The following is an 18,853-nucleotide window of genomic DNA, read 5'->3' as shown; positions in this document are numbered from 1 at the left end:
GAATTAAGGGGTTGATGACTATGCTATCACGCCGGGTGATAAGACTCGCTGACGAGGTTCACGGAGTTCTGGAAGAAGCACGCAAGTTGAAGATTAATCTGTCAGCTGTGTTAACCGAAGCGCTGCTGGAGAAATTTCGCGAAAACAAGAGAGAGAGACGTGGCTACAGGAGAATAAAGAGTCAATTGAATCCGTTAACCATTGGGTTGACGAGAACGGTTCGTTCAGCGATTTTCAACGACCGTTCTGATGGACCCATTCTGCATTTGTATGTATTAGCGTTCGATGATTGATAAAGTGCGCTTTGTTCATGCCGGATGCGGCGTGAACGCCTTATCCGGCCTACAAACGCGTGCAAATTCAATATAGTGAAGGAACTCGTAGGCCTGATAAGCGTAGCGCATCAGGCAATTTCGCGTTTGTCATCAGTATGAGCGCCTGTTAAGGCGCTCATGTCGCTCACCCCTCGCGCGCAAACCTTGCCGCTTCAGCAATCAGCTGCGCATCGGGTCGCACGCCGGTATACATCGCGAATTGCTCGACGGCCTGTAAGGCAATCACCTCCGCGCCGCTGATCGTCTGCTTATCAAGCCGTTGCGCCAGGCGAATGAGCGGCGTTTCCGGCGGCAATGCCACAACGTCAAAAACGACGCTTGCCGCAGAGACCATCGCTTCGCTGAAGGCCAGCTCATGGCTCTCTTTACCGCCGGTCATGCCGACGGGCGTCACGTTGACCAGAATATCGCAGGCGATACCTTCCGGCTGCGGTTGCCACTGAAACCCATACTGCTTCGCCAGCGCCAGACCGCTCTCGCGGTTGCGGGCGGCGATGACGACATTCGTAAACCCCTCGTCGCGAAAGGCGGCAATCACCGCTTTGCCCATTCCACCGCTGCCGCGAATCATCACGCGTGCGGCGGTATTGAGCTGGTGGTGGGTAATCAGGCTTTTCACCGCGATATAGTCGGTATTAAACCCAGTCAGCCTGCCGTCGTCATTCACGATAGTATTCACCGAATCAATGACCTTCGCCGACGGATCGATTGCGTCGAGCAAGGGCATGCAGCTTTCTTTAAACGGCATCGACACGGCGCAGCCGCGAATACCCAACGCGCGAACGCCGTTCACCGCCGCAGCAATATCCTCGGTGGTGAACGCTTTATAGATGAAATTCAGCCCCAGCTTTTCATACAGATAATTGTGAAAGCGCGTGCCGAAGTTGCCGGGACGACCGGCCAGCGACATGCAGAGTTGAGTCTCGCGATTAATCATGGGTAATTGCCTCTGCATGAGCGAGCAGGTATTGCTCCGCTTCACCGGACCAGACTCCCTGATGACGTGTCATAATCGCCGCCAGTCCTTCATCCTGGATCTGCGTGAGTGACGTCAGCGGCAGATATTTTCCGGTATACACCAGCTTTTTCCCGCCGCCGACGGCAGGCAATTCCAGCGTGGTTTCGCCCGCGGCATTCAGCCCAAGAATATGTGTTACCACTTTTGCGGCCTGCACTTTTTTCTCTTCGATCAGTTTGACCGCCGCGCGCATGTCGTCGGTATTGCCGCCTGACGTGCCCACGTAGTGGGTAAACGCGTAATGCACATCGTAGAAATTAATCGGCGCGCTGAAGTGTTTATCCTGTGGCCCGGCGAAAAAGTTCATACAGCCGTCGGCCGCCAGCAGCGAAGAGGCGAGGGTAACCAGCCCTTCATTGGGCACGAAAACGAAAATATCGTCGAAGCCGTGGCCGCCGCTGAGCGCCATTAACGTCTCGTACGAGGCGTCGGTTGCATTGAGATAATGAATCAGCGTTTGCGGCTCTGACGGATAGTGTTTCCGCGCATAGCTCAGCTTGTCGTTATTGGTATCGGTGACGATTAATAGCGACGGGTTAACCGGCCCATGCAGGGCGTAATCAATCGCCAGCAGCCCCATCGGGCCTGTGCCGCCGAGGATCAGCGTCCGTCCCTGCGGGCGAATCCCCATCTTGTGGTTATAAGTGCCTTCCTGCAGATGATAGTTGGCGTTGAATGCGCCAATCACGCAGGAGAGTGGTTCAACCAGCGAGCCTTCAAAGTAGGTTTCGCCTTCATATGCCAGCAGGCAATCCTGTTCCATAACCTCGTTGGGGATAACCACATGCGTCGCTTCGCCGCCCACCCACGGGAAGGAGTAGCCTGGGCAGTCCGGGCGATCCGGCAGTTGCAGGTTAGCCTGAATCACATAGCGCTGGCCGGGCTGGAACTTATGCTGCCATTTTTTACCGACGGCCAGAATATCGCCGCAAAACTCATGGCCGATGATGATCGGGTTGGTCGCCACATCGTCGGGCACTTTTTTATGGTTTTCACCCAGGTTGGCCTCTTTCCAGGAGGAAAGACATAGACTGTCGGTAACCACTGTCGCCAGAATTTCATCTTCCTGCATTTCAGGAAGGTCAAAGGTTTCCAGACGTAGGTCACGTTTACCGTAAAGACGCAGAGCTGTTGTTTTCATAAACCACCTCATGTTGAGCGATGGCCCCGGCAGTTGCGCCGGGGCGAAGAATCAGGACAGGAAGCCCAGCGCATTGCCGATAATCCCTAAGCCAAACAGGGCAAAGATCAGCCATACGGGGTTAATTTTTTTGTTGAGCAGACGCACCATCAGCAGCGTCAAACCCAGCGCCAGCAGGCCAGGGCAGAGCTGATCGAGAATGTTCTGCACGGTCATGGTGACGGTGGAACCGTCTGCGGCAGGTGTTTGCGAGACGACCAGCGGCACGTTGATTGAGGTCCATTTGGTGACCAGCACGCCCATCACGAACAGGCCAAGAATCGAGGCACCTTCGGTCAGTTTTTGCAGCACATTTCCGCCCATATCGCTGACGATATTCACGCCTTTGCGAAAGCCGAGCTGTAGCCCATACCACTTCATCGCCAGACGCACTGCGTTGAAAATAAAGAAGAACAGCAGCGGGCCGAGAATGTTGCCGGATAACGCCAGCGAGGCGCCAAGCGCGGCGGTAATCGGGCGCAAGGTCCCCCAGACCAGCGGATCGCCGACCCCGGCCAGCGGGCCCATCAGGCCAACTTTGATACCGTTGATGGCGCCGTCATCAATTTCGGCACCGTTGGCGCGCGCTTCTTCCATGGCGGCGGTCACACCGATGACCGGGCCACACACGGCTGGCGTGGTATTGAAGAACACCAGATGGCGCTTCAGCGCGGCGACCTGGTCTTCTTTCAGTGGATAGAGGCGCTTAATGGCAGGGATCATGTCGTAGCAAAAGCCTAGCCCATGAATACGTTCAAAGTTAAAGGACGCCTGTTGCAGGTTGGAGCGCAGAAACATGCTCACCAGATCGCTGCGTGTGATTTTTCTCTGTTCCATGATGGGCTCCGTTAGTCGTCAAGCTGGTCAAGGGCGGTGGAAGAGGTGGCCTGCGTTTGCGGTGCGGCTTTACGCCACTGTGGATTCAGCTGGATATAGACCAGCGCGATAATCACGCCGACGCCGCCAAAGGCCAGCAGGCTGAGGTCGAGATAGCCGCCCGCGATAAAACCGAGGAAAAAGAAGGGCATCAGATACTTCACGCCCATCATGCGCAGCACCATGGCATAGCCGACGACGACAATAAAACCGCCCGCAATTTGCAGACCACGCGTGACGAATTCCGGTATCGCGCTCAGCATATTGCTGACCATGTCGGCGCTGACGAACAGCGAGACAATCAGTGCCGGAATGGCGACGCGCAGCGCCTGCACACCCAGTGCGGAGACATGCAGAATATCGATAGTGCGAAAGCGCGCCTCTTCAGCAGCTTTATCCGCCGCGTGCTGGAACACCACGGTGATGGTGCGGGCGAAGACCGTCAGCACCTGGCCTGCCGCCGCCACAGGAAGGGCGATTGCGATGCCCGTGGCGATACTTTGCTGCCCGACGATAACCAGAATGGCGGAGATAATGCTGGCGAGCGCGGAATCCGGAGACTGTGCCGCGCCGACGTTCATCCAGCCGAGCGCGATAAGCTCCAGCGTGCCACCGAGCATAATCCCGGTTTTGATGTCGCCAAGTATTAAGCCAATCACCGTACAGGCGATAAGCGGACGGTGAGTCTGAAATTCATCCAGCACGCTGCCCATTCCGGCAATACAGGAAAAGAGAAATATTGCTATGATTTGTAGGGTACTTATTTCCATTATTTGTCACCTTTTAAGTGTCGTCATCCCTGCCTGTTAAAGCATTCGTACACAGGCGCTATTATTTAATTTGTAGCTAACTGTTCGTTTATTTTGTCGATAATATTGATTGAGGGATCGGACGCCACGACGCGTAAATCCAGGGTGACGCCAAGATTATTCAACTCATTAAATGCGTTAATATCATCGTCATCTAATGATACGGCTTTGGTTAACTGTTTTTTACCGGGCCGCCAGGCCATTCCCCCAATATTCAGGGTGCCGATTTTTACGCCCTGGCGAACCATCTCTAAGGCATCCTGAGGTCGGGTGAAAAGATAAAAAACGGTTTCGTCCTGATATTGTGGGTTGTGATAAACCGCGACGGCTTTTTCAATATTGACCACGTTAACCTTCATTCCCGGCGGCGCAGCCTGACGCAATAAGGTTCGGCGAACTTCATCGTTATACACCTCGTCATTGCAGATAATAATGCGCTGGGCATTAGCCACTTTCGACCATACGGTGGTGACCTGGCCGTGGATCAGGCGGTCATCAATGCGGGCGAGCGTAATGTTCATCAGAAATCCTCCTCAGCCGTTTCCAGTTGTTTCCAGACGACGCAGGTTTGCGTTGAGATTTGCGTCAGGTGTTCACACAGTTCATCAACGTTCATGCTGCCCTGGTTATCGACCAGTTCGAGCGCCAGGGGCAGAGAAAGGCCGCTGATCACCCGCAGGCACGGGTTACGCATTGCAAGCGTCGCGGCCGCATTCCATGGGCTGCCGCATTGTAAATCCACGGCAATCAGCCACTCGTCCTGATTGTGAATACTCACTAACTTTTCCAGCTTTGCCACGATGTCTCCGGCGTTCTCGCCGGGTACAAATTCAACCGCCTCGACATTGGCGTCGCCGTATACCATCTGAACCGATTCCAGCATGGCGCAGGCTAATTTGCCGTGGGCGCAAAAAATGGCATTGACCATAAAGCCTCCTTACCCGCGCGTTTTGCCGCCCGCGATGTTAGTGGTTACTCCGGTGATGTAGCTGGCGCGTTCGGACAGCAGATAACAAACAAAATCAGCTACTTCTGCTAATCTTCCGGAACGCCCAATAGGAATGGAATTTTTGGTGTAGCCTTCGCGCAGTTGCTCAACGGTGATATTGCGCGTCCACGCCAGCGCTTCTTCATATTCCGGCGTGCGCAGCCCGGTTTTTTCCAGAATTCCCGGCGCGATGCCGACCACACGGATACCGTGTTTACCCAGCTCTTTCGACCAGGAGCGGGTGAAACTATTGAGCGCTGCTTTGGTGGCGGCGTAGCAGCTCTGGCCCTCTGAGCCTTCCAGCCCGCTTTCCGAGGAGACGTTCACAATCACTCCATCGTGTTGTTTGACCATCTGTCGCGCCACTGCCTGTGACATCAGAAAAACGCCTTTCTGGTTGATATTGACCATTTTTTCGAACGCGGATTCGTTGAGTTCATACTGTCCGGCAGGCGCTTTCTCATCGACCAGCAGACGCGGGAAATTGACCCCAGCGTTGTTGACCAGACCGTCGATGCGGCCAAAGCGCTGAATAATTTCCGAAACCGTATGATTCACCTCTTTGGCGCTGGAAATATCGGTCGGCCAGAACTGATACCCTTTATGGCCTTCATATTGACCGTCACCACCGTGAATATCGGCCATCTGCACGTTTGCGCCTTGTGCTAATAATTCTTCGACAATTGCCAGGCCAATACCGGACGCGCCGCCGGTGACAATAATGGTTTTATCCTGCAAATTTAACCACGTTTGCATAACAGACTCCTGATTTTAGGTAACAGAGGCCCGCCGTAATTTTTCATTACGGTAAAAGTCGGGCAGATTTTTTATTTCAGTAACAGTTCCGCTGTGTCGCTATTCGTAACCAGACAATTAATATATTTTCCGCGTAGTGCGCCAATAATTCCGCTGTATTTTTCTTCGCCCATGGCAATGCCGATGGAATAACGTGCCTGCTTTAATTTATTCATTTCGATTGAGAGCGTTTTCTCACTCATATTGGTATCGACCGTTACGCCGTGAATATCATAAAAGCGTGAGCAAATATCGCCGGCGACCTGGCGGGCATTCAGGTCGTCACTTTCTTCGCCGCCATAAAATGCATGCCAGTTAGCGCCATCGCGAATGGCCGGGGAACCAATCCCCACCAGGGCGACATCCAGATTATCCCAGTAGGCCGAGATGGTTTTAAAGTGCTGAGACTGCATGATCCCATTACGAATTAATGGGTTATCCAATAGGGCAGGAAAATCTGCGAGATGCGATTCCCCTTTCAGCTTCGCCGCCGCGCCGTAGGTTAATGTGTTCACGTGATAGCGGCTTTCAAGTTTTCCGGACGGCCCACCGATAATCGGCACACAGATTAACTGCCGGGATTGCGCCGCCTGCGGTAGATTTTCGACCAGTGCGCGTACCGCGCGGCCCCAGGAAAAACCGACAATATCGCCAGGTTCCAGCAAGCGATCCAACAGCTGCGCGCCGTGTAACCCCATCACCGCCAGTTGCACGTCTTCCTCTTCATCGTGCCCCGACACCACCACAGCTTCTTTCAGGGCAAACTTTTGCTTCAGCTGCTGCTCCAGCCAGAGGTTTTCGTTGTAGTCGTAGTTGATGGCGATGGTGACAATGCCCTGCTCGCGGCCCCGCTTAAGCAAGCGGCTGATGGTGGTCCGATAAATCCCCAGTTCGCGTGCGATTTGTGCCTGCGTCATATCCTGTTCGTAATAGAGTTGGGCAATCTTCACAATCAAACGGATATCGTCACTGTTTTCCATTGCCGCCTCCTGGTTCTGCACATTTGTGCAAATACGCTTTTTAACCGCTTGATCTGATATAACCCCATCCCGTTAGCCTTTAAAAGCGATTTTTCACTCTTTGCGCGGGCTGAAATGGCGCTTTCTCTTGCACATTTGTTTCTGTTCGTAGCAGTCATCAGCACAGGTGTGCAGAAATTCGTAATGCCTTGATTATCCTGGTTTTGGCTACGCAAAATTGCAGCCGGTTTGCGGCGACACTTTTGTGATAAAAGGCGCGGCAGATCACATTTAATTTCGACGTTGCCGCATAACCCTGTTTTTCCTCGCTAAGAGGTAAGGTATATTCCGCGTTTTAGAGGAGAACTTATGCTGCCCGACTCATCCATCCGTTTAAATAAATACATCAGCGAAAGCGGAATTTGCTCTCGTCGCGAAGCCGATCGCTATATCGAACAAGGTAACGTTTTCCTTAACGGTAAACGCGCCACCATTGGCGATCAGGTGAAGCCTGGCGACGTTGTAAAAGTAAACGGTCAGTTGATTGAGCCACGCGAGGCAGAAGATCTGGTGCTGATCGCACTGAACAAGCCGGTGGGCATTGTCAGCACGACGGAAGATGGCGAGCGCGATAACATCGTCGATTTCGTCAACCACAGCAAGCGCGTGTTCCCGATTGGCCGCCTGGATAAAGATTCTCAGGGGCTGATTTTCCTCACCAACCACGGCGATCTGGTCAATAAGATCCTGCGTGCCGGTAACGATCACGAAAAAGAGTATCTGGTTACGGTAGATAAACCGGTGACGGATGAGTTCGTGAGCGGCATGGCGGCGGGCGTACCGATTCTTGGGACGGTGACGAAGAAGTGCAAAGTGAAAAAAGAAGCACCGTTTGTGTTTCGCATCACCCTGGTACAGGGCCTGAACCGTCAGATTCGTCGCATGTGCGAGCACTTTGGCTATGAAGTGAAGAAACTGGAACGTACGCGCATCATGAACGTCAGCTTAAGCGGTATTCCGCTGGGCGAGTGGCGTGATTTAACCGACGATGAGCTCATCGACCTGTTTAAACTTATCGAAGGCTCCTCTTCGGAAGCGAAGCCAAAGGCGAAGGCCAAACCGAAAACGGCGGGCATTAAACGCCCGGTGGTGAAGATGGAAAAAACCGCTGAAAAAGGGGGCCGCCCGGCGTCCAACGGTAAGCGTTTTAACTCGCCGGGGCGTAAAAAGAAAGGACGTTAATCAGCGTCTGCCGCGCGTTGGCGTACTTGCCGACCAGGAAAACGACGCTTCCGCATCCGGTTTATAAGCCTGCTTTTTCTTCAACTGGCGGGCTTTCTTCGCTTCAGCTTCACGCTCAACCATCAACTTATCGATGTACTCTTTCTTGATGCTGTTGGTTTCGGCGTTGGTCAACACGCGGCCATGCGCGATACGGGCGCGATCAAGCAACGTTTTCAGTTCACGCTGCTCGCGTTCGGTCATCTCTTTTTGGGTGATGCGGGGGAGTGCCATGATGGTGCCCTCAGTTAGCCAGAGAGTCCAGTGTACGGGAAATTAGCTGAGAGCAGAATGGTTTAATCAAATCGCCAGGTCAGGCGAGGCGAGCGTAGTGTATTTTCTTTTCCGGCCCGATGATATCCATCGACTTTTCGTTTTGGCCGATTGCAGCGAGCTTACGGCCATCAATGGTTGACCAGAATGCTAAGGCACGTGTTGCAGCAGCCCTGACGTCGACGGCATCAATTTTTTTATGGGTTATGGTCATGATGACTCCTGTATGAATTTTGTCCATCGAACATCACTTTAACTGAAAATAGTTCGCATCACAAATAGGGAGAATAACGCGACATTCAGTACGCAATATCTTGTGCGTTGAGCGTTCTTCTTCGAATGGTCTCTTTTATATCAATGACTTCAGCAGACATTTTATTATAGCCGTTGGCGACTTGTGCAAAGCCATACGCACGATAACGCGGCTGAGCGTCCGGAACCGGATCACAAATGAAAACCTCGCTTAATCCGAGCATGTCGCAAAAAGTGGTTGAGTAGATGAGGGCAATCGTCAGGATGTTTCCCGTTAGCATACTCACTTCATGCGCAATAAAGTTTTCCAGCATACAAATTGCGAATTCATTTCTTCTGGAATCGTACTTACAGAGAATAACCGCATGCAGCGAACCCGGTGTTGATCGGTCGGTGAGCTTGAGATGGATATCCAAAATACCGTTGCTGATACCACCGCAATAATGGCGTATCCCCCATGACCAGTTGAGAGAACTATCTGCAACCCCCGCAGCTAACAGAGATTTATCTTCTGCGCTTTGGATGTCTACCGAAATGGAGCGCCATCCCAAAATCAGAATGATTTCCTGAGTGATATTAAGACAGTAATGATGAATTTCATGAATTGATAAGTTACTCATCCGTGCTGCATCCCTCTGCCAGCGATCCTTGTACGAATCTTATCGCGGAGCGTTATCTACACGAGATTTGCAATAAAAATCCGGAAAGCGCCTCGCAAAGAATTTCTGGACAGAGCATAAAGCCCGGCAAGTTCACCTCACCGGGCCGCAAATCATCCCTCTTTCACCGCATCCCGCGCCTTCTCATCAATCGGCTTCCCGGACCAGTAACCCGCAAGCAGTGAGCCGGAAAGATTGTGCCACACCGAGAACAGTGCGCCGGGCAGCGCCGCAAGTGGGCCGAAGTAGATTTTACCCAGCGCAGCCGCGAGGCCGGAGTTTTGCATCCCCACTTCAATCGCCAGCGTGCGGCAGGTGGACTCATCAAAGCCAAACAGTTTCCCACCCCAGTAGCCGCCGAGCAGGCCAATCGTGTTGTGCAGAATGACGGCGATAATCACCACAAAACCGACCGAGGCGATGTGTGATGCGGAACCGGCCACCACGGCGCTGATGATCGCCAGAATGCACACCATCGAAAAGGCGGGAAGAAAAGGCTCTACGGCTTTCACCACGCGAGGGAAGAGGTGGTGCACAATCAGCCCCAGGCCGATAGGGATCACCACGATTTGCAGAATACTCAGCAGCATGCCCATTACATCAACCTGAATATGCGCATCGACGTACAGACGGGTGAGCAATGGCGTGGCAATTACGCCAACCAGCGTTGAAACAGAGGAAATGGTGACTGACAGCGCGACGTCGCCTTTCGCCAGATAAATCATCACGTTGGATGCTGTACCGCTCGCCACGCTGCCAACCAGCACCATCCCGGCAGAAAGCTCCGGGGGCATCTTAAACAGCAGCGCCAGCAGCCAGGCGGCGAGCGGCATCACCAGATAATGCAGAAAAATCCCCGCCGCCACCGGTGCCGGGCGTGAAAGCACGCGCTTAAAATCGTCCACTTTGAGATGCACGCCCATGCCGAACATAATCAGCATCAGCAGAGTCGGCACCCACGGGCCGATGGCTGTGAAGGTGGGCGGCGTGTAATAAGCAATAACGGAGAGCAGCAGCGCCCATAACGGGAACAGCCGGGTCAGAACAGCGAGCATGTTGTATTCCTTGCGATAGCGTTGTGTTTGCATTGTTTGTTATAAAAATGGCAGGGTTCGAGCCCGGCCATAGGTATTGTTTATCGCGAGGAAGGGGATTATTCAAACAAATTATGCTCATGTTCCCCTGTGAATACTCTCCCAGCTCAATCCAAAACGTGCCAGATATTTACGTAATCGATCGGCGTCGTTAGGGTTGGCCTTTTTCTGCCGGGAGACAGCAAACAGCATTCTTCCTGCTTCTGAAAGCGATGCGCTGGTACGGCATACGTCCAGAACGGTCTCCAGTTGGCGCTGATCAAAGAGATCAATTTCCTGATTAACGATTGTCGTTTCACCTGTGGTTTGCCACTCTGCCTTTAAGCGAGCAATTTCTTCATCGACGACAGCGAGCGTTATGCGCCCCTTCTCTGCAAGTGTTGCCATACGCGTGATTGATGCGCTTAATTCCCTGAAGTTTCCACGCCATACTGCTTGTTGCGAGCAGGCAAAGGAGAGGTAACGCTCACGCGCCTCTTTATCGAAACGCACCTGTGATTGTTGTTCACGCGTAAATCGCCCCAGTTCATACTCAACGTTGGGTGCGATATCTTCCCGCCGCTGTATCAGTCCTGGCAGTGCGAAACTCCACATATTAATACGGGCGTAAAGGTCTTCGCGAAAACGCCCCTCGGCGATCCATTGGCGCATATCGCGATGGGTGCCGGCAATCAGTTGAAAATCGCTATGCACCTCTTTATCAGAGCCAAATGGGAAGAAGGTTTTTTCCTCAATGGCTTTTAACAGCATTGCCTGTTCGTCCAGCCCCAGTTCGGCGATCTCATCAAGAAATAGCACGCCGCCATCGGCTTCCCGCAGCAAACCGGCGCGAGGCGTTAATGCGCCGGTAAATGCGCCTTTGACATGCCCAAACAGCGTGGACATGGCGTTATCGCCGCGCAATGTGGCGCAGTTGATGGCCACGAATTTTCCGTCGACCCGATGACGCGACTGACGAAGCTGAAATATCCGTTTTGCCAGAAATGACTTCCCGGCACCGGTCGGCCCGGTAAGCAAGATCGGCGCACTGGAACGCAGGGCCACGCGCTCAATCTGGTCAATCAGTTTGTTAAATGTGGCGTTTCGCGTCTCGATACCGGCTTTCAGAAAAGAGACCGATTGCTGCTGTTCGTGCTGAAAACGACTGGTCAGGGTGGCGTAACGACTTAAATCAAGGTCGATAACCGAGTACTCGCCTGCTGCGATGGCTTCATCAGATGAACCTTTCGGCGCCGGGCTGGTTTGCAGCAGGCTGGCGGGAAGATAGCGAGCCTCCGTGAGCAGGAACCAGCAGATTTGCGCCACATGCGTACCGGTGGTGATATGCACCAGATACTCTTCATTCTCGGTATCAAAAGGGTAATGCGTCGCAAAGTCGAGAAAGGCGGCGTAAACCTCTTCAAAATCCCACGGGTCATTAATCATCACGGTATGTGGACGCACATCGGTGCGAGGCGAGAGCAGGGCAACATCTTCTGCCAGCCGTTGCGCCATGTTTTCATCTCGTGGCTGGTGGAGTAATTCCAGGCGGTCTATGGGGAAATCAGCCTGCTGGCATAATCCTACCGTGGGCCGCCATTTCTTAAATCGGTTTGCTCGCTTGCCGCGTTTATCCAGGACTGTACCCAGGACGCCAATCACCACCCGCCGTTTTTTCATGGTTTATCCATAAAAATAAATATCGATATCAGAAGATAAAATTTTCCTGACAGGCAGGCAATGCCTGTTACGGACAGAAAAAATAAAACCATTATTAATCATATGATTATAAGTATTTATCGTGATTTTCTTCTTCTGGCACGCTTCTGGCAATTACGTCATCGGTCAACGTGCTGAAAATGCAGGGGATTAAAACCCCGCCGGCGCCCCAGGAACAGCTGAAGCTGTTTTCCCGAGAGCGTTCCGTCTCAGTCGATGACACGCAAGGGTTCGATTCCCGATTCATTTACTCAATGAACACTGGTTGTTATTCATCGAACAAAACCGTGGATTGTGCAGGTGGCAATTCGCAAAACAGGCTGCCGGTAATGATGCCGTGCGGCAGGCAAAAGGGAGTTCCCCTGTCGCTTCGCCTCTGCACTCGCACCTGGTTTTAAAAAGGAACAGAAAATGACGAAGAAAATCACAATACGAAAAGGTCAGTTGGGATTACTGGCAAAAAATGGCGATTACTACAGCGTGCTGGAAGCAGGCGAACATCGTTTATCCTGGTTCACCACGCCGGATGTGTTGGTGATAAACCTGGACGGTGGTGAGGTGCCTGAAGTACTGGCGAACTGGCTGCGTCGCTATCAGCCAGAATGGGTTGAACGCTACTGCGTGATCGCGGATTTAACCGATTCTGAAGCGGGTGCCTTGTATATCAATGGCGTGTTGCAGGAGATTCTCGCGCCTTCCACACGTCGTTTGTACTGGAAGCCTGTTGAGGAGATGCACGTGATGCGTATGGATACGCGGCAGGTTCAGGTCCCTGCGGAGGTCATGAACGCGGTGTTACAGCCACGACGCAGTGGTGCGGTAAAAGGGCGCGATATTATTCTCACGGTATCTATCGCTGCATGGCATGTGGGGGTTTTAAAAGTTGATGGTGAAACACAGGCATTGCTGTCACCCGGATTGAGTGCCTGGTGGAAGGTGAATCACCTTGTGGAGGCAGAGGCGGTCGATACCCGACTTCAGGTTCTGGAAGTGGGCGGGCAGGAGATTCTGACCAAAGACAAAGTGAATCTGCGTTTGAATCTGGCGGCTAACTGGCGTTATCAGGATGTTTTACAGGCTTTTGGACAACTGGCGAAACCGATAGATCACTTGTACCGCGAGCTGCAATTCGCGCTACGTGAAGCCGTGGGAACACGCACGCTCGATGAATTGCTGGAAGATAAGCAGGTTATCGATCAGGTGGTGAGCGCACAGGTGAAAGCCCGTATGGCGCCATTGGGTATTGAAATCGCGTCTTTAGGCGTGAAGGACATTGTGCTGCCGGGCGAAATGAAAACCATCCTGGCGAAAGTCGTTGAAGCCGAGAAATCGGCGCAGGCGAACGTTATCCGTCGACGCGAGGAGACGGCTGCAACGCGTTCGCTTTTAAACACAGCCAAAGTCATGGAAAACAACCCGGTTGCGCTGCGACTCAAGGAAATGGAGACCTTAGAAAAGGTGGCTGAACGTATCGATAAAATCTCGGTCTTTGGCGGTCTTGACCAGGTGCTACACGGTTTAGTGAATATAAAAGGGTAGAGTAAATGATGAATAACGGCGTTAACGGCGCGATGCGCGAGCAGGTGTTACGACAGCTCGAAGAGGTGGAGCGCCGTTATGATGTAAGGGTGCTTTTTGCCTGTGAATCCGGTAGCCGGGGCTGGGGATTCGCCTCGCCTGATAGTGATTACGACGTGCGCTTTTTATATGTTCACCCGCCGGAATGGTATTTGCGGGTTGAGCCCCAGCGAGATGTGATCGAACTGCCGATAGATGATGAACTGGATGTTTGTGGTTGGGAGTGGCGTAAGGCTCTTGGGCTACTGAAAGGGGCAAATCCGACGCTTATCGAATGGCTGGATTCGCCAATCGTTTATCGGCAGGACGATGTGACATTTTCGGCGCTGAAAGAGCAGATCCCTCATTGGTTCTCACCGCTTCGCGCACGCTGGCACTACCTCTCAATGGCGCGGAAAAACTTTCGTGGTTATTTGCAGGGGGATGAAGTCAGATTGAAAAAATACTTCTATGTACTGCGTCCGCTGCTGGCAGTTCGCTGGATTGAAGCGGGAAAAGGTGCTCCACCGATGCGCTTTGCCGAGTTGTTGGCAGGTAGCGATCTGGAGGTGTCATTGCGTCGGGAGATAGACGAATTGTTGATGCGTAAAATGCGCGCAGGTGAAGCGGAATATGGCATGCGGCGTCCGTTGTTGCATGCATTCATCCACTCGGAACTGGCGAGAGGCGAAGTGACGCCTGCGTTGCCAGATGCCCGAACGGGAAATGTCAGCGCGCTTGATAAACTGCTTTATCAAACGGTGATGGCATGAACAAATTGCCCGAAAGCGATAACGCTTGTCGGGCAATATTCGGTGCCAATTTATTCAAACAAATTCTGATGCAGCTTCTGCACAACCTGTTCGGCTTCGCTACCTGGCACCAGGAAGCACAGATTGTGGCTGGATGCGCCATAGCAAATCATGCGGATGTTGAACGGTTCCATCACCCCGAATACCTCTTTGCCTACGCCGCAGGCTTTAGAGAGGTCGTTCCCAATCAGCGCGACCAGGGCGAGATTTTCTTCCACTTCGACGCGGCACAGTTCGGAAAGCTCCATCAGCAGCGACTGAGTCAGCAGCGTATCGCCGGTGGAGGTTGAACCGGTGGTATCCAGCGTTAACGCCACGCTCACTTCCGAGGTGGTGATTAAATCGACCGAGATATTATGACGCGCCAGAATGCCGAAAACTTCCGCCAGGAAACCGCGCGAGTGCAGCATATTCAGGCTATGCAGGGTTACCAGCGTTTGTTTACGACGCAGAGCCAGCGCGCGGAACAGCGGTGGATTCTGCGTTTTGTTGCACACCAGCGTGCCGCCCGCTTTCGGATCTTTGCTTGAGCCAACAAACACTGGAATATCGCTGCGCACGGCCGGCAGCAGCGTGGCCGGGTGCAGCACTTTCGCGCCGAAGGTCGCCATTTCGGCGGCTTCTTCAAAGGCGATTTCATCAATGCGTTTAGCGGCAGGGACGACGCGCGGGTCGGTGGTGTAGATGCCCGGAACATCCGTCCAGATATCGACGCGGGTGGCGTGCAGCGCTTCGCCCAGCAGAGCCGCAGTGTAGTCGCTGCCGCCACGGCCCAGCGTGGTGGTGCGGCCTTTGGCTTCGCTGCCGATAAAGCCTTGTGTGATGACCATGCCTTCCGCCAGACGCGGGGCCAGTTGCTGGGTTGCCAGCTCGGCCAGCGCGGCAACGTCCGGTTCGGCGCGGCCAAAGCGATCGCTGGTGCGCATCACTTTACGCACGTCAAACCACTGCGCCTGCACATCCCGCTGGCGCAGCACTTCAACGAACAGCAGGGTGGACATCAGCTCGCCGTGGCTGACCAGTTCATCGGTCAGCGCAGTTGAGGTGGCCAGAGAAGCCGCTTCCGCAAGCGTGGTGATATTTTCCAGCAGGCGTTCCACTTCTTCGCGGATCACGTTCGGGTTCGCCAGGCGTTCCAGAATGGAGAACTGGATTTTGCGGATGGCATCAAGTTTGGCGAAGCGTTCGGTGGCTTCCAGCCCTTCGGCCAGCGCAACCAGCAGATTGGTCACGCCTGCGGAGGCGGAAAGCACCACTAAACGGACGCGGGAATCGGAGAGGACCACGTCCGCGCTGCGGTTCATGGCATCAAAATCGGCTACGCTGGTGCCGCCAAATTTGGCGACGACAAAATCTGTCATTGTGTACTGCCTCGTGTCAGGGGTTCCTTTTTTCAGCCTTGGCACAAGGGAAGAGCGGTATACAGGGGGACGCAGAAACTACGATTTCCCCAGAAGTGCTCCACCTTGCGAAACGCCGGACTGCCAACGTTTCTGGTGACAACCCAGGGGATTCAGCCCCTGTAGCCGATAGCGAACGTGACCAGGCGTTCAGCCACCTCGGCGTTACTCCCCCTCACGTATCTTTCGCGGACTGGCTCCTGAAATACGATTACCTGGGCAACGCGCCTCTTCTGGCCTGCGCCATGCGCAGGTAGTGCCTTTATAAATAAAGGCTTAAGCCACCCCTGTCAACGCTGGGGTTATGCGGATTTTTCATGCAAAAAGGGGTGTCAGAAAAAACACTTATGACAGCTATACTTTTTGCGACTTTATGCCTTGTTTGTTGCCTGTAACACTAAAACGATCACAAATTTTTGTAACTGGCGCTACAATCGAGGGCAGTAACGATTCTCAAATCAGAAGGGTATTGCTAATGAAAAACATCAACCCAACGCAGACCGCTGCGTGGCAGGCACTACAGAAACACTTCGATGAAATGAAAGATGTCACTATTGCCGAGCTGTTTGCCAAAGATAGCGACCGTTTCAGCAAGTTTTCCGCTACGTTTGACGATCTGATGCTGGTGGATTTTTCCAAAAACCGCATTACGGAAGAGACGCTGAGCAAACTGCAGGATCTGGCGAAAGAGACCGATCTGAGCGGCGCGATTAAATCGATGTTCTCCGGTGAGAAGATCAACCGCACCGAAGACCGCGCCGTGCTGCACGTGGCGCTGCGTAATCGCAGCAATACCCCGATTATCGTTGACGGCAAAGATGTGATGCCGGAAGTTAACGCTGTGCTGGATAAAATGAAAGGTTTCTCTGAAGCCATCATTTCCGGTAGCTGGAAAGGATACACCGGTAAAGCGATCACCGACGTGGTCAATATTGGTATCGGCGGTTCCGACCTCGGCCCGTTCATGGTGACCGAAGCGCTGCGTCCGTACAAAAATCATCTGAATATGCACTTTGTGTCTAACGTCGATGGTACCCACATCGCGGAAGTGCTGAAAACCGTTGACCCGGAAACCACCCTGTTCCTGGTGGCGTCTAAAACCTTCACCACGCAAGAAACCATGACCAACGCCCACAGCGCGCGCGACTGGTTCCTGGCGACTGCGGGCGATCAGAAACATGTGGCGAAACACTTCGCGGCGCTTTCTACCAACGCCAAAGCGGTGGGCGAGTTTGGTATTGATACCGCCAACATGTTCGAGTTCTGGGACTGGGTGGGCGGCCGTTACTCTCTGTGGTCAGCCATCGGTCTGTCGATCATTCTCTCCGTGGGCTTCGACAATTTTGTGGAGCTGCTCTCCGGCGCGCACGCGATGGACAAACACTTCTCCACCACGCCTGCTGAGAAAAACCTGCCGGTTCTGCTGGCGCTGATCGGCATCTGGTACAACAATTTCTTCGGCGCGGAAACTGAAGCGATTCTGCCGTACGACCAGTATATGCACCGTTTCGCGGCGTACTTCCAGCAGGGCAACATGGAGTCCAACGGTAAGTATGTTGACCGCAACGGCAACAAAGTGGCGCACCAGACCGGCCCAATCATTTGGGGCGAGCCGGGTACTAACGGTCAGCACGCGTTCTATCAGCTGATTCACCAGGGCACCAAAATGGTTCCGTGTGACTTCATCGCGCCGGCTATCACTCACAACCCGCTTTCCGATCACCACCCGAAACTGCTGTCTAACTTCTTCGCCCAGACCGAAGCGCTGGCGTTCGGCAAATCCCGCGAAGTGGTTGAACAGGAATATCGCGATCAGGGTAAAGATCCGGCAACGCTGGAACACGTGGTGCCATTCAAAGTGTTCGAAGGCAACCGCCCAACCAACTCCATCCTGCTGCGCGAAATCACCCCGTTCAGCCTGGGCGCGTTGATTGCGCTGTATGAGCACAAAATCTTTACTCAGGGCGCTATCCTGAACATCTTCACATTCGACCAGTGGGGCGTTGAGCTGGGTAAACAGCTGGCAAACCGTATTCTGCCGGAACTGAAAGATGGTAGCGAAATTAGCAGCCACGATAGCTCTACCAACGGCCTGATTAACCGTTATAAATCCTGGCGTGCATAAGTCGTCTTAATCTGAAAATGCCGGCGTAATAGCCGGCATTTTTTTATCGGATAAATCCCCTTGTCCGTGATCTCAGCTGAAAATTACCGATGAGCATATTCCTAAAACATAAAAAGACCTGAATTAAATAAGGTCTCATTTTCGGATATTACGCAGGGTAATAAAAAGAACACAAGTCGTAACCTGTTGATTTAATGTTCTTTATAATCAATAAATAATACTTATCTGTTTCTTTTTTCTCATTTTCTTAAAATCCCTTGCTCACTTCCCCCAACGCTAATTCCCGGTATTGAGTTGTGTATACTCGATGACGCCTGAATATTTCAGGTATATCCGCTTATTTTCAGGTTGTATGTGCGTGAGCCACGCATGTATTTCATGCCGACTTTCACTCTGCAACCCGGAATTCCCAGGGTATGTACCTCCATTTATTCAATGAAGGGAAATTGTTATGAAGAAAATCCTCTATGGCATTTTTGCCATATCTGCGTTTGCGGCGGCATCCGCGTCAGCAGCACCGGTGGAAACCGGTGACGCGGCGGGCTCTGCGGCGACGTCTGTCTCCGCGGGGAGTTCTACCGCGACCAGCGCCAGCACCGTGAGTTCTGCGGTGGGTGTCGCGCTGGCAGCGACAGGTGGCGGTGATGGCTCCAATACCGGAACCACGACCACCACAACCACCAGTACCCAGTAATACGGGTGCGTTTACCCATAACCACACTTCGGTGTGGTTATTTTGCCC

General features: G+C 53.0%; 19 protein-coding genes, 1 pseudogene and 1 riboswitch. Of the genes and pseudogenes, 6 read left to right on the top strand and 14 right to left on the bottom strand.

The genetic code is table 11. The features are described from left to right. Window positions 1–65: 65 nt before the first annotated feature. Window positions 66–250, top strand: a pseudogene (locus tag ACWWFX_RS17515) (type II toxin-antitoxin system CcdA family antitoxin); the annotation flags it as partial. Window positions 251–459: 209 nt separating this feature from the next. Here the strand turns inward: ACWWFX_RS17515 and ACWWFX_RS17510 are convergent. From ACWWFX_RS17510 to ACWWFX_RS17475, 8 genes are all read right to left on the bottom strand, one after another. After that, a complete protein-coding gene (locus ACWWFX_RS17510; protein ID WP_473224377.1) occupies window positions 460–1,272 on the bottom strand; it encodes a shikimate 5-dehydrogenase in 813 nt (270 codons plus the stop codon). After that, window positions 1,265–2,494 carry an L-sorbose 1-phosphate reductase gene (sorE, locus tag ACWWFX_RS17505; protein ID WP_157704591.1) on the bottom strand — a complete coding sequence of 410 codons (1,230 nt, stop codon included), beginning with the start codon at window positions 2,492–2,494 and terminating at the stop codon, window positions 1,265–1,267. The genes ACWWFX_RS17510 and sorE overlap by 8 nt, the downstream gene beginning before the upstream one ends. 51 nt (window positions 2,495–2,545) lie before the next feature. Beyond that, window positions 2,546–3,370, bottom strand: a complete 825-nt coding sequence (locus ACWWFX_RS17500; RefSeq protein ID WP_015966358.1) for a PTS system mannose/fructose/sorbose family transporter subunit IID — start codon at window positions 3,368–3,370, stop codon at window positions 2,546–2,548. Window positions 3,371–3,381: 11 nt separating this feature from the next. Continuing rightward, complete coding sequence (locus ACWWFX_RS17495) at window positions 3,382–4,179, bottom strand: PTS mannose/fructose/sorbose transporter subunit IIC (protein ID WP_276222208.1); 798 nt, start codon at window positions 4,177–4,179, stop codon at window positions 3,382–3,384. Between the two features lie 65 nt (window positions 4,180–4,244). Next, window positions 4,245–4,739, bottom strand: a complete 495-nt coding sequence (locus ACWWFX_RS17490; RefSeq protein ID WP_456146661.1) for a PTS sugar transporter subunit IIB — start codon at window positions 4,737–4,739, stop codon at window positions 4,245–4,247. Then, window positions 4,739–5,146, bottom strand: a complete 408-nt coding sequence (locus tag ACWWFX_RS17485) for a mannose/fructose/sorbose PTS transporter subunit IIA (RefSeq protein ID WP_473224376.1) — start codon at window positions 5,144–5,146, stop codon at window positions 4,739–4,741. Before ACWWFX_RS17485 ends, ACWWFX_RS17490 begins: the two co-directional genes overlap by 1 nt. Before the next feature lie 9 nt (window positions 5,147–5,155). Further along, the gene (locus ACWWFX_RS17480) at window positions 5,156–5,962 is read right to left on the bottom strand and encodes an SDR family oxidoreductase (protein ID WP_473224375.1); all 807 of its coding nucleotides are present in this window, start codon (window positions 5,960–5,962) and stop codon (window positions 5,156–5,158) included. Between the two features lie 71 nt (window positions 5,963–6,033). After that, window positions 6,034–6,981, bottom strand: a complete 948-nt coding sequence (locus ACWWFX_RS17475; protein WP_473224374.1) for a sugar-binding transcriptional regulator — start codon at window positions 6,979–6,981, stop codon at window positions 6,034–6,036. Window positions 6,982–7,329: 348 nt separating this feature from the next. On the opposite strand from ACWWFX_RS17475, the gene rluF reads away from it, so the two are divergent. Next, the gene (rluF, locus tag ACWWFX_RS17470; protein ID WP_276222200.1) at window positions 7,330–8,202 is read left to right on the top strand and encodes a 23S rRNA pseudouridine(2604) synthase RluF; all 873 of its coding nucleotides are present in this window, start codon (window positions 7,330–7,332) and stop codon (window positions 8,200–8,202) included. Here the strand turns inward: rluF and ACWWFX_RS17465 are convergent, their stop codons facing one another. From ACWWFX_RS17465 to rtcR, 5 genes are all read right to left on the bottom strand, one after another. Next, window positions 8,203–8,475: a YjbD family protein gene (locus tag ACWWFX_RS17465; RefSeq protein WP_276222198.1), complete on the bottom strand. Its 273-nt coding sequence runs from the start codon at window positions 8,473–8,475 to the stop codon at window positions 8,203–8,205. 79 nt (window positions 8,476–8,554) lie between these two features. After that, window positions 8,555–8,728 (bottom strand): hypothetical protein, encoded by a 174-nt coding sequence (locus ACWWFX_RS17460; protein ID WP_276222196.1) that lies wholly within the window; start codon window positions 8,726–8,728, stop codon window positions 8,555–8,557. Window positions 8,729–8,813: 85 nt separating this feature from the next. Beyond that, on the bottom strand, window positions 8,814–9,386 hold the full coding sequence (locus ACWWFX_RS17455) for a hypothetical protein (RefSeq protein WP_473224373.1): 573 nt from the start codon (window positions 9,384–9,386) through the stop codon (window positions 8,814–8,816). Between the two features lie 152 nt (window positions 9,387–9,538). Then, complete coding sequence (gene panS / locus ACWWFX_RS17450) at window positions 9,539–10,480, bottom strand: ketopantoate/pantoate/pantothenate transporter PanS (RefSeq protein ID WP_276222192.1); 942 nt, start codon at window positions 10,478–10,480, stop codon at window positions 9,539–9,541. 117 nt (window positions 10,481–10,597) lie between these two features. Then, window positions 10,598–12,178, bottom strand: a complete 1,581-nt coding sequence (gene rtcR, locus ACWWFX_RS17445) for an RNA repair transcriptional activator RtcR (protein WP_276222190.1) — start codon at window positions 12,176–12,178, stop codon at window positions 10,598–10,600. Window positions 12,179–12,628: 450 nt separating this feature from the next. On the opposite strand from rtcR, the gene ACWWFX_RS17440 reads away from it, so the two are divergent. Then, entirely contained in the window at window positions 12,629–13,756 is a 1,128-nt protein-coding gene (locus tag ACWWFX_RS17440; RefSeq protein ID WP_473224372.1) for a slipin family protein, read from the top strand. 5 nt (window positions 13,757–13,761) lie between these two features. Beyond that, entirely contained in the window at window positions 13,762–14,547 is a 786-nt protein-coding gene (locus ACWWFX_RS17435) for a nucleotidyltransferase domain-containing protein (protein WP_473224371.1), read from the top strand. Window positions 14,548–14,597: 50 nt separating this feature from the next. On the opposite strand, the gene lysC is transcribed toward ACWWFX_RS17435, so the two are convergent. Continuing rightward, window positions 14,598–15,947: a lysine-sensitive aspartokinase 3 gene (lysC, locus tag ACWWFX_RS17430; protein ID WP_253898245.1), complete on the bottom strand. Its 1,350-nt coding sequence runs from the start codon at window positions 15,945–15,947 to the stop codon at window positions 14,598–14,600. An 85-nt stretch (window positions 15,948–16,032) separates the two neighbouring features. Beyond that, a riboswitch (Lysine riboswitch) is annotated at window positions 16,033–16,227 on the bottom strand. A gap of 234 nt (window positions 16,228–16,461) precedes the next feature. Between lysC and pgi the strand changes: the two genes are divergently transcribed. Further along, window positions 16,462–18,111, top strand: a complete 1,650-nt coding sequence (gene pgi / locus ACWWFX_RS17425; protein ID WP_276222182.1) for a glucose-6-phosphate isomerase — start codon at window positions 16,462–16,464, stop codon at window positions 18,109–18,111. A 451-nt stretch (window positions 18,112–18,562) separates the two neighbouring features. Beyond that, on the top strand, window positions 18,563–18,805 hold the full coding sequence (gene yjbE / locus ACWWFX_RS17420; protein WP_015966345.1) for an exopolysaccharide production protein YjbE: 243 nt from the start codon (window positions 18,563–18,565) through the stop codon (window positions 18,803–18,805). Window positions 18,806–18,853: the final 48 nt, after the last annotated feature.

The sequence above is a fragment of the Pseudocitrobacter sp. 2023LY-00077 genome (assembly GCF_055796175.1).
The sequence above is the reverse complement of the archived record's forward strand: the minus strand, read 5'-3'. Positions and strand labels throughout refer to the sequence as shown.

Bases quoted from the DNA above. Each gene is read 5' to 3' on its own strand.
- ACWWFX_RS17510 (WP_473224377.1), bottom strand. From the start codon at position 1,272: ATGATTAATCGCGAGACTCAACTCTGCATGTCGCTGGCCGGTCGTCCC.
- sorE (WP_157704591.1), bottom strand. From the start codon at position 2,494: ATGAAAACAACAGCTCTGCGTCTTTACGGTAAACGTGACCTACGTCTG.
- ACWWFX_RS17500 (WP_015966358.1), bottom strand. From the start codon at position 3,370: ATGGAACAGAGAAAAATCACACGCAGCGATCTGGTGAGCATGTTTCTG.
- ACWWFX_RS17495 (WP_276222208.1), bottom strand. From the start codon at position 4,179: ATGGAAATAAGTACCCTACAAATCATAGCAATATTTCTCTTTTCCTGT.
- ACWWFX_RS17490 (WP_456146661.1), bottom strand. From the start codon at position 4,739: ATGAACATTACGCTCGCCCGCATTGATGACCGCCTGATCCACGGCCAG.
- ACWWFX_RS17485 (WP_473224376.1), bottom strand. From the start codon at position 5,146: ATGGTCAATGCCATTTTTTGCGCCCACGGCAAATTAGCCTGCGCCATG.
- ACWWFX_RS17480 (WP_473224375.1), bottom strand. From the start codon at position 5,962: ATGCAAACGTGGTTAAATTTGCAGGATAAAACCATTATTGTCACCGGC.
- ACWWFX_RS17475 (WP_473224374.1), bottom strand. From the start codon at position 6,981: ATGGAAAACAGTGACGATATCCGTTTGATTGTGAAGATTGCCCAACTC.
- rluF (WP_276222200.1), top strand. From the start codon at position 7,330: ATGCTGCCCGACTCATCCATCCGTTTAAATAAATACATCAGCGAAAGC.
- ACWWFX_RS17465 (WP_276222198.1), bottom strand. From the start codon at position 8,475: ATGGCACTCCCCCGCATCACCCAAAAAGAGATGACCGAACGCGAGCAG.
- ACWWFX_RS17460 (WP_276222196.1), bottom strand. From the start codon at position 8,728: ATGACCATAACCCATAAAAAAATTGATGCCGTCGACGTCAGGGCTGCT.
- ACWWFX_RS17455 (WP_473224373.1), bottom strand. From the start codon at position 9,386: ATGAGTAACTTATCAATTCATGAAATTCATCATTACTGTCTTAATATC.
- panS (WP_276222192.1), bottom strand. From the start codon at position 10,480: ATGCTCGCTGTTCTGACCCGGCTGTTCCCGTTATGGGCGCTGCTGCTC.
- rtcR (WP_276222190.1), bottom strand. From the start codon at position 12,178: ATGAAAAAACGGCGGGTGGTGATTGGCGTCCTGGGTACAGTCCTGGAT.
- ACWWFX_RS17440 (WP_473224372.1), top strand. From the start codon at position 12,629: ATGACGAAGAAAATCACAATACGAAAAGGTCAGTTGGGATTACTGGCA.
- ACWWFX_RS17435 (WP_473224371.1), top strand. From the start codon at position 13,762: ATGATGAATAACGGCGTTAACGGCGCGATGCGCGAGCAGGTGTTACGA.
- lysC (WP_253898245.1), bottom strand. From the start codon at position 15,947: ATGACAGATTTTGTCGTCGCCAAATTTGGCGGCACCAGCGTAGCCGAT.
- pgi (WP_276222182.1), top strand. From the start codon at position 16,462: ATGAAAAACATCAACCCAACGCAGACCGCTGCGTGGCAGGCACTACAG.
- yjbE (WP_015966345.1), top strand. From the start codon at position 18,563: ATGAAGAAAATCCTCTATGGCATTTTTGCCATATCTGCGTTTGCGGCG.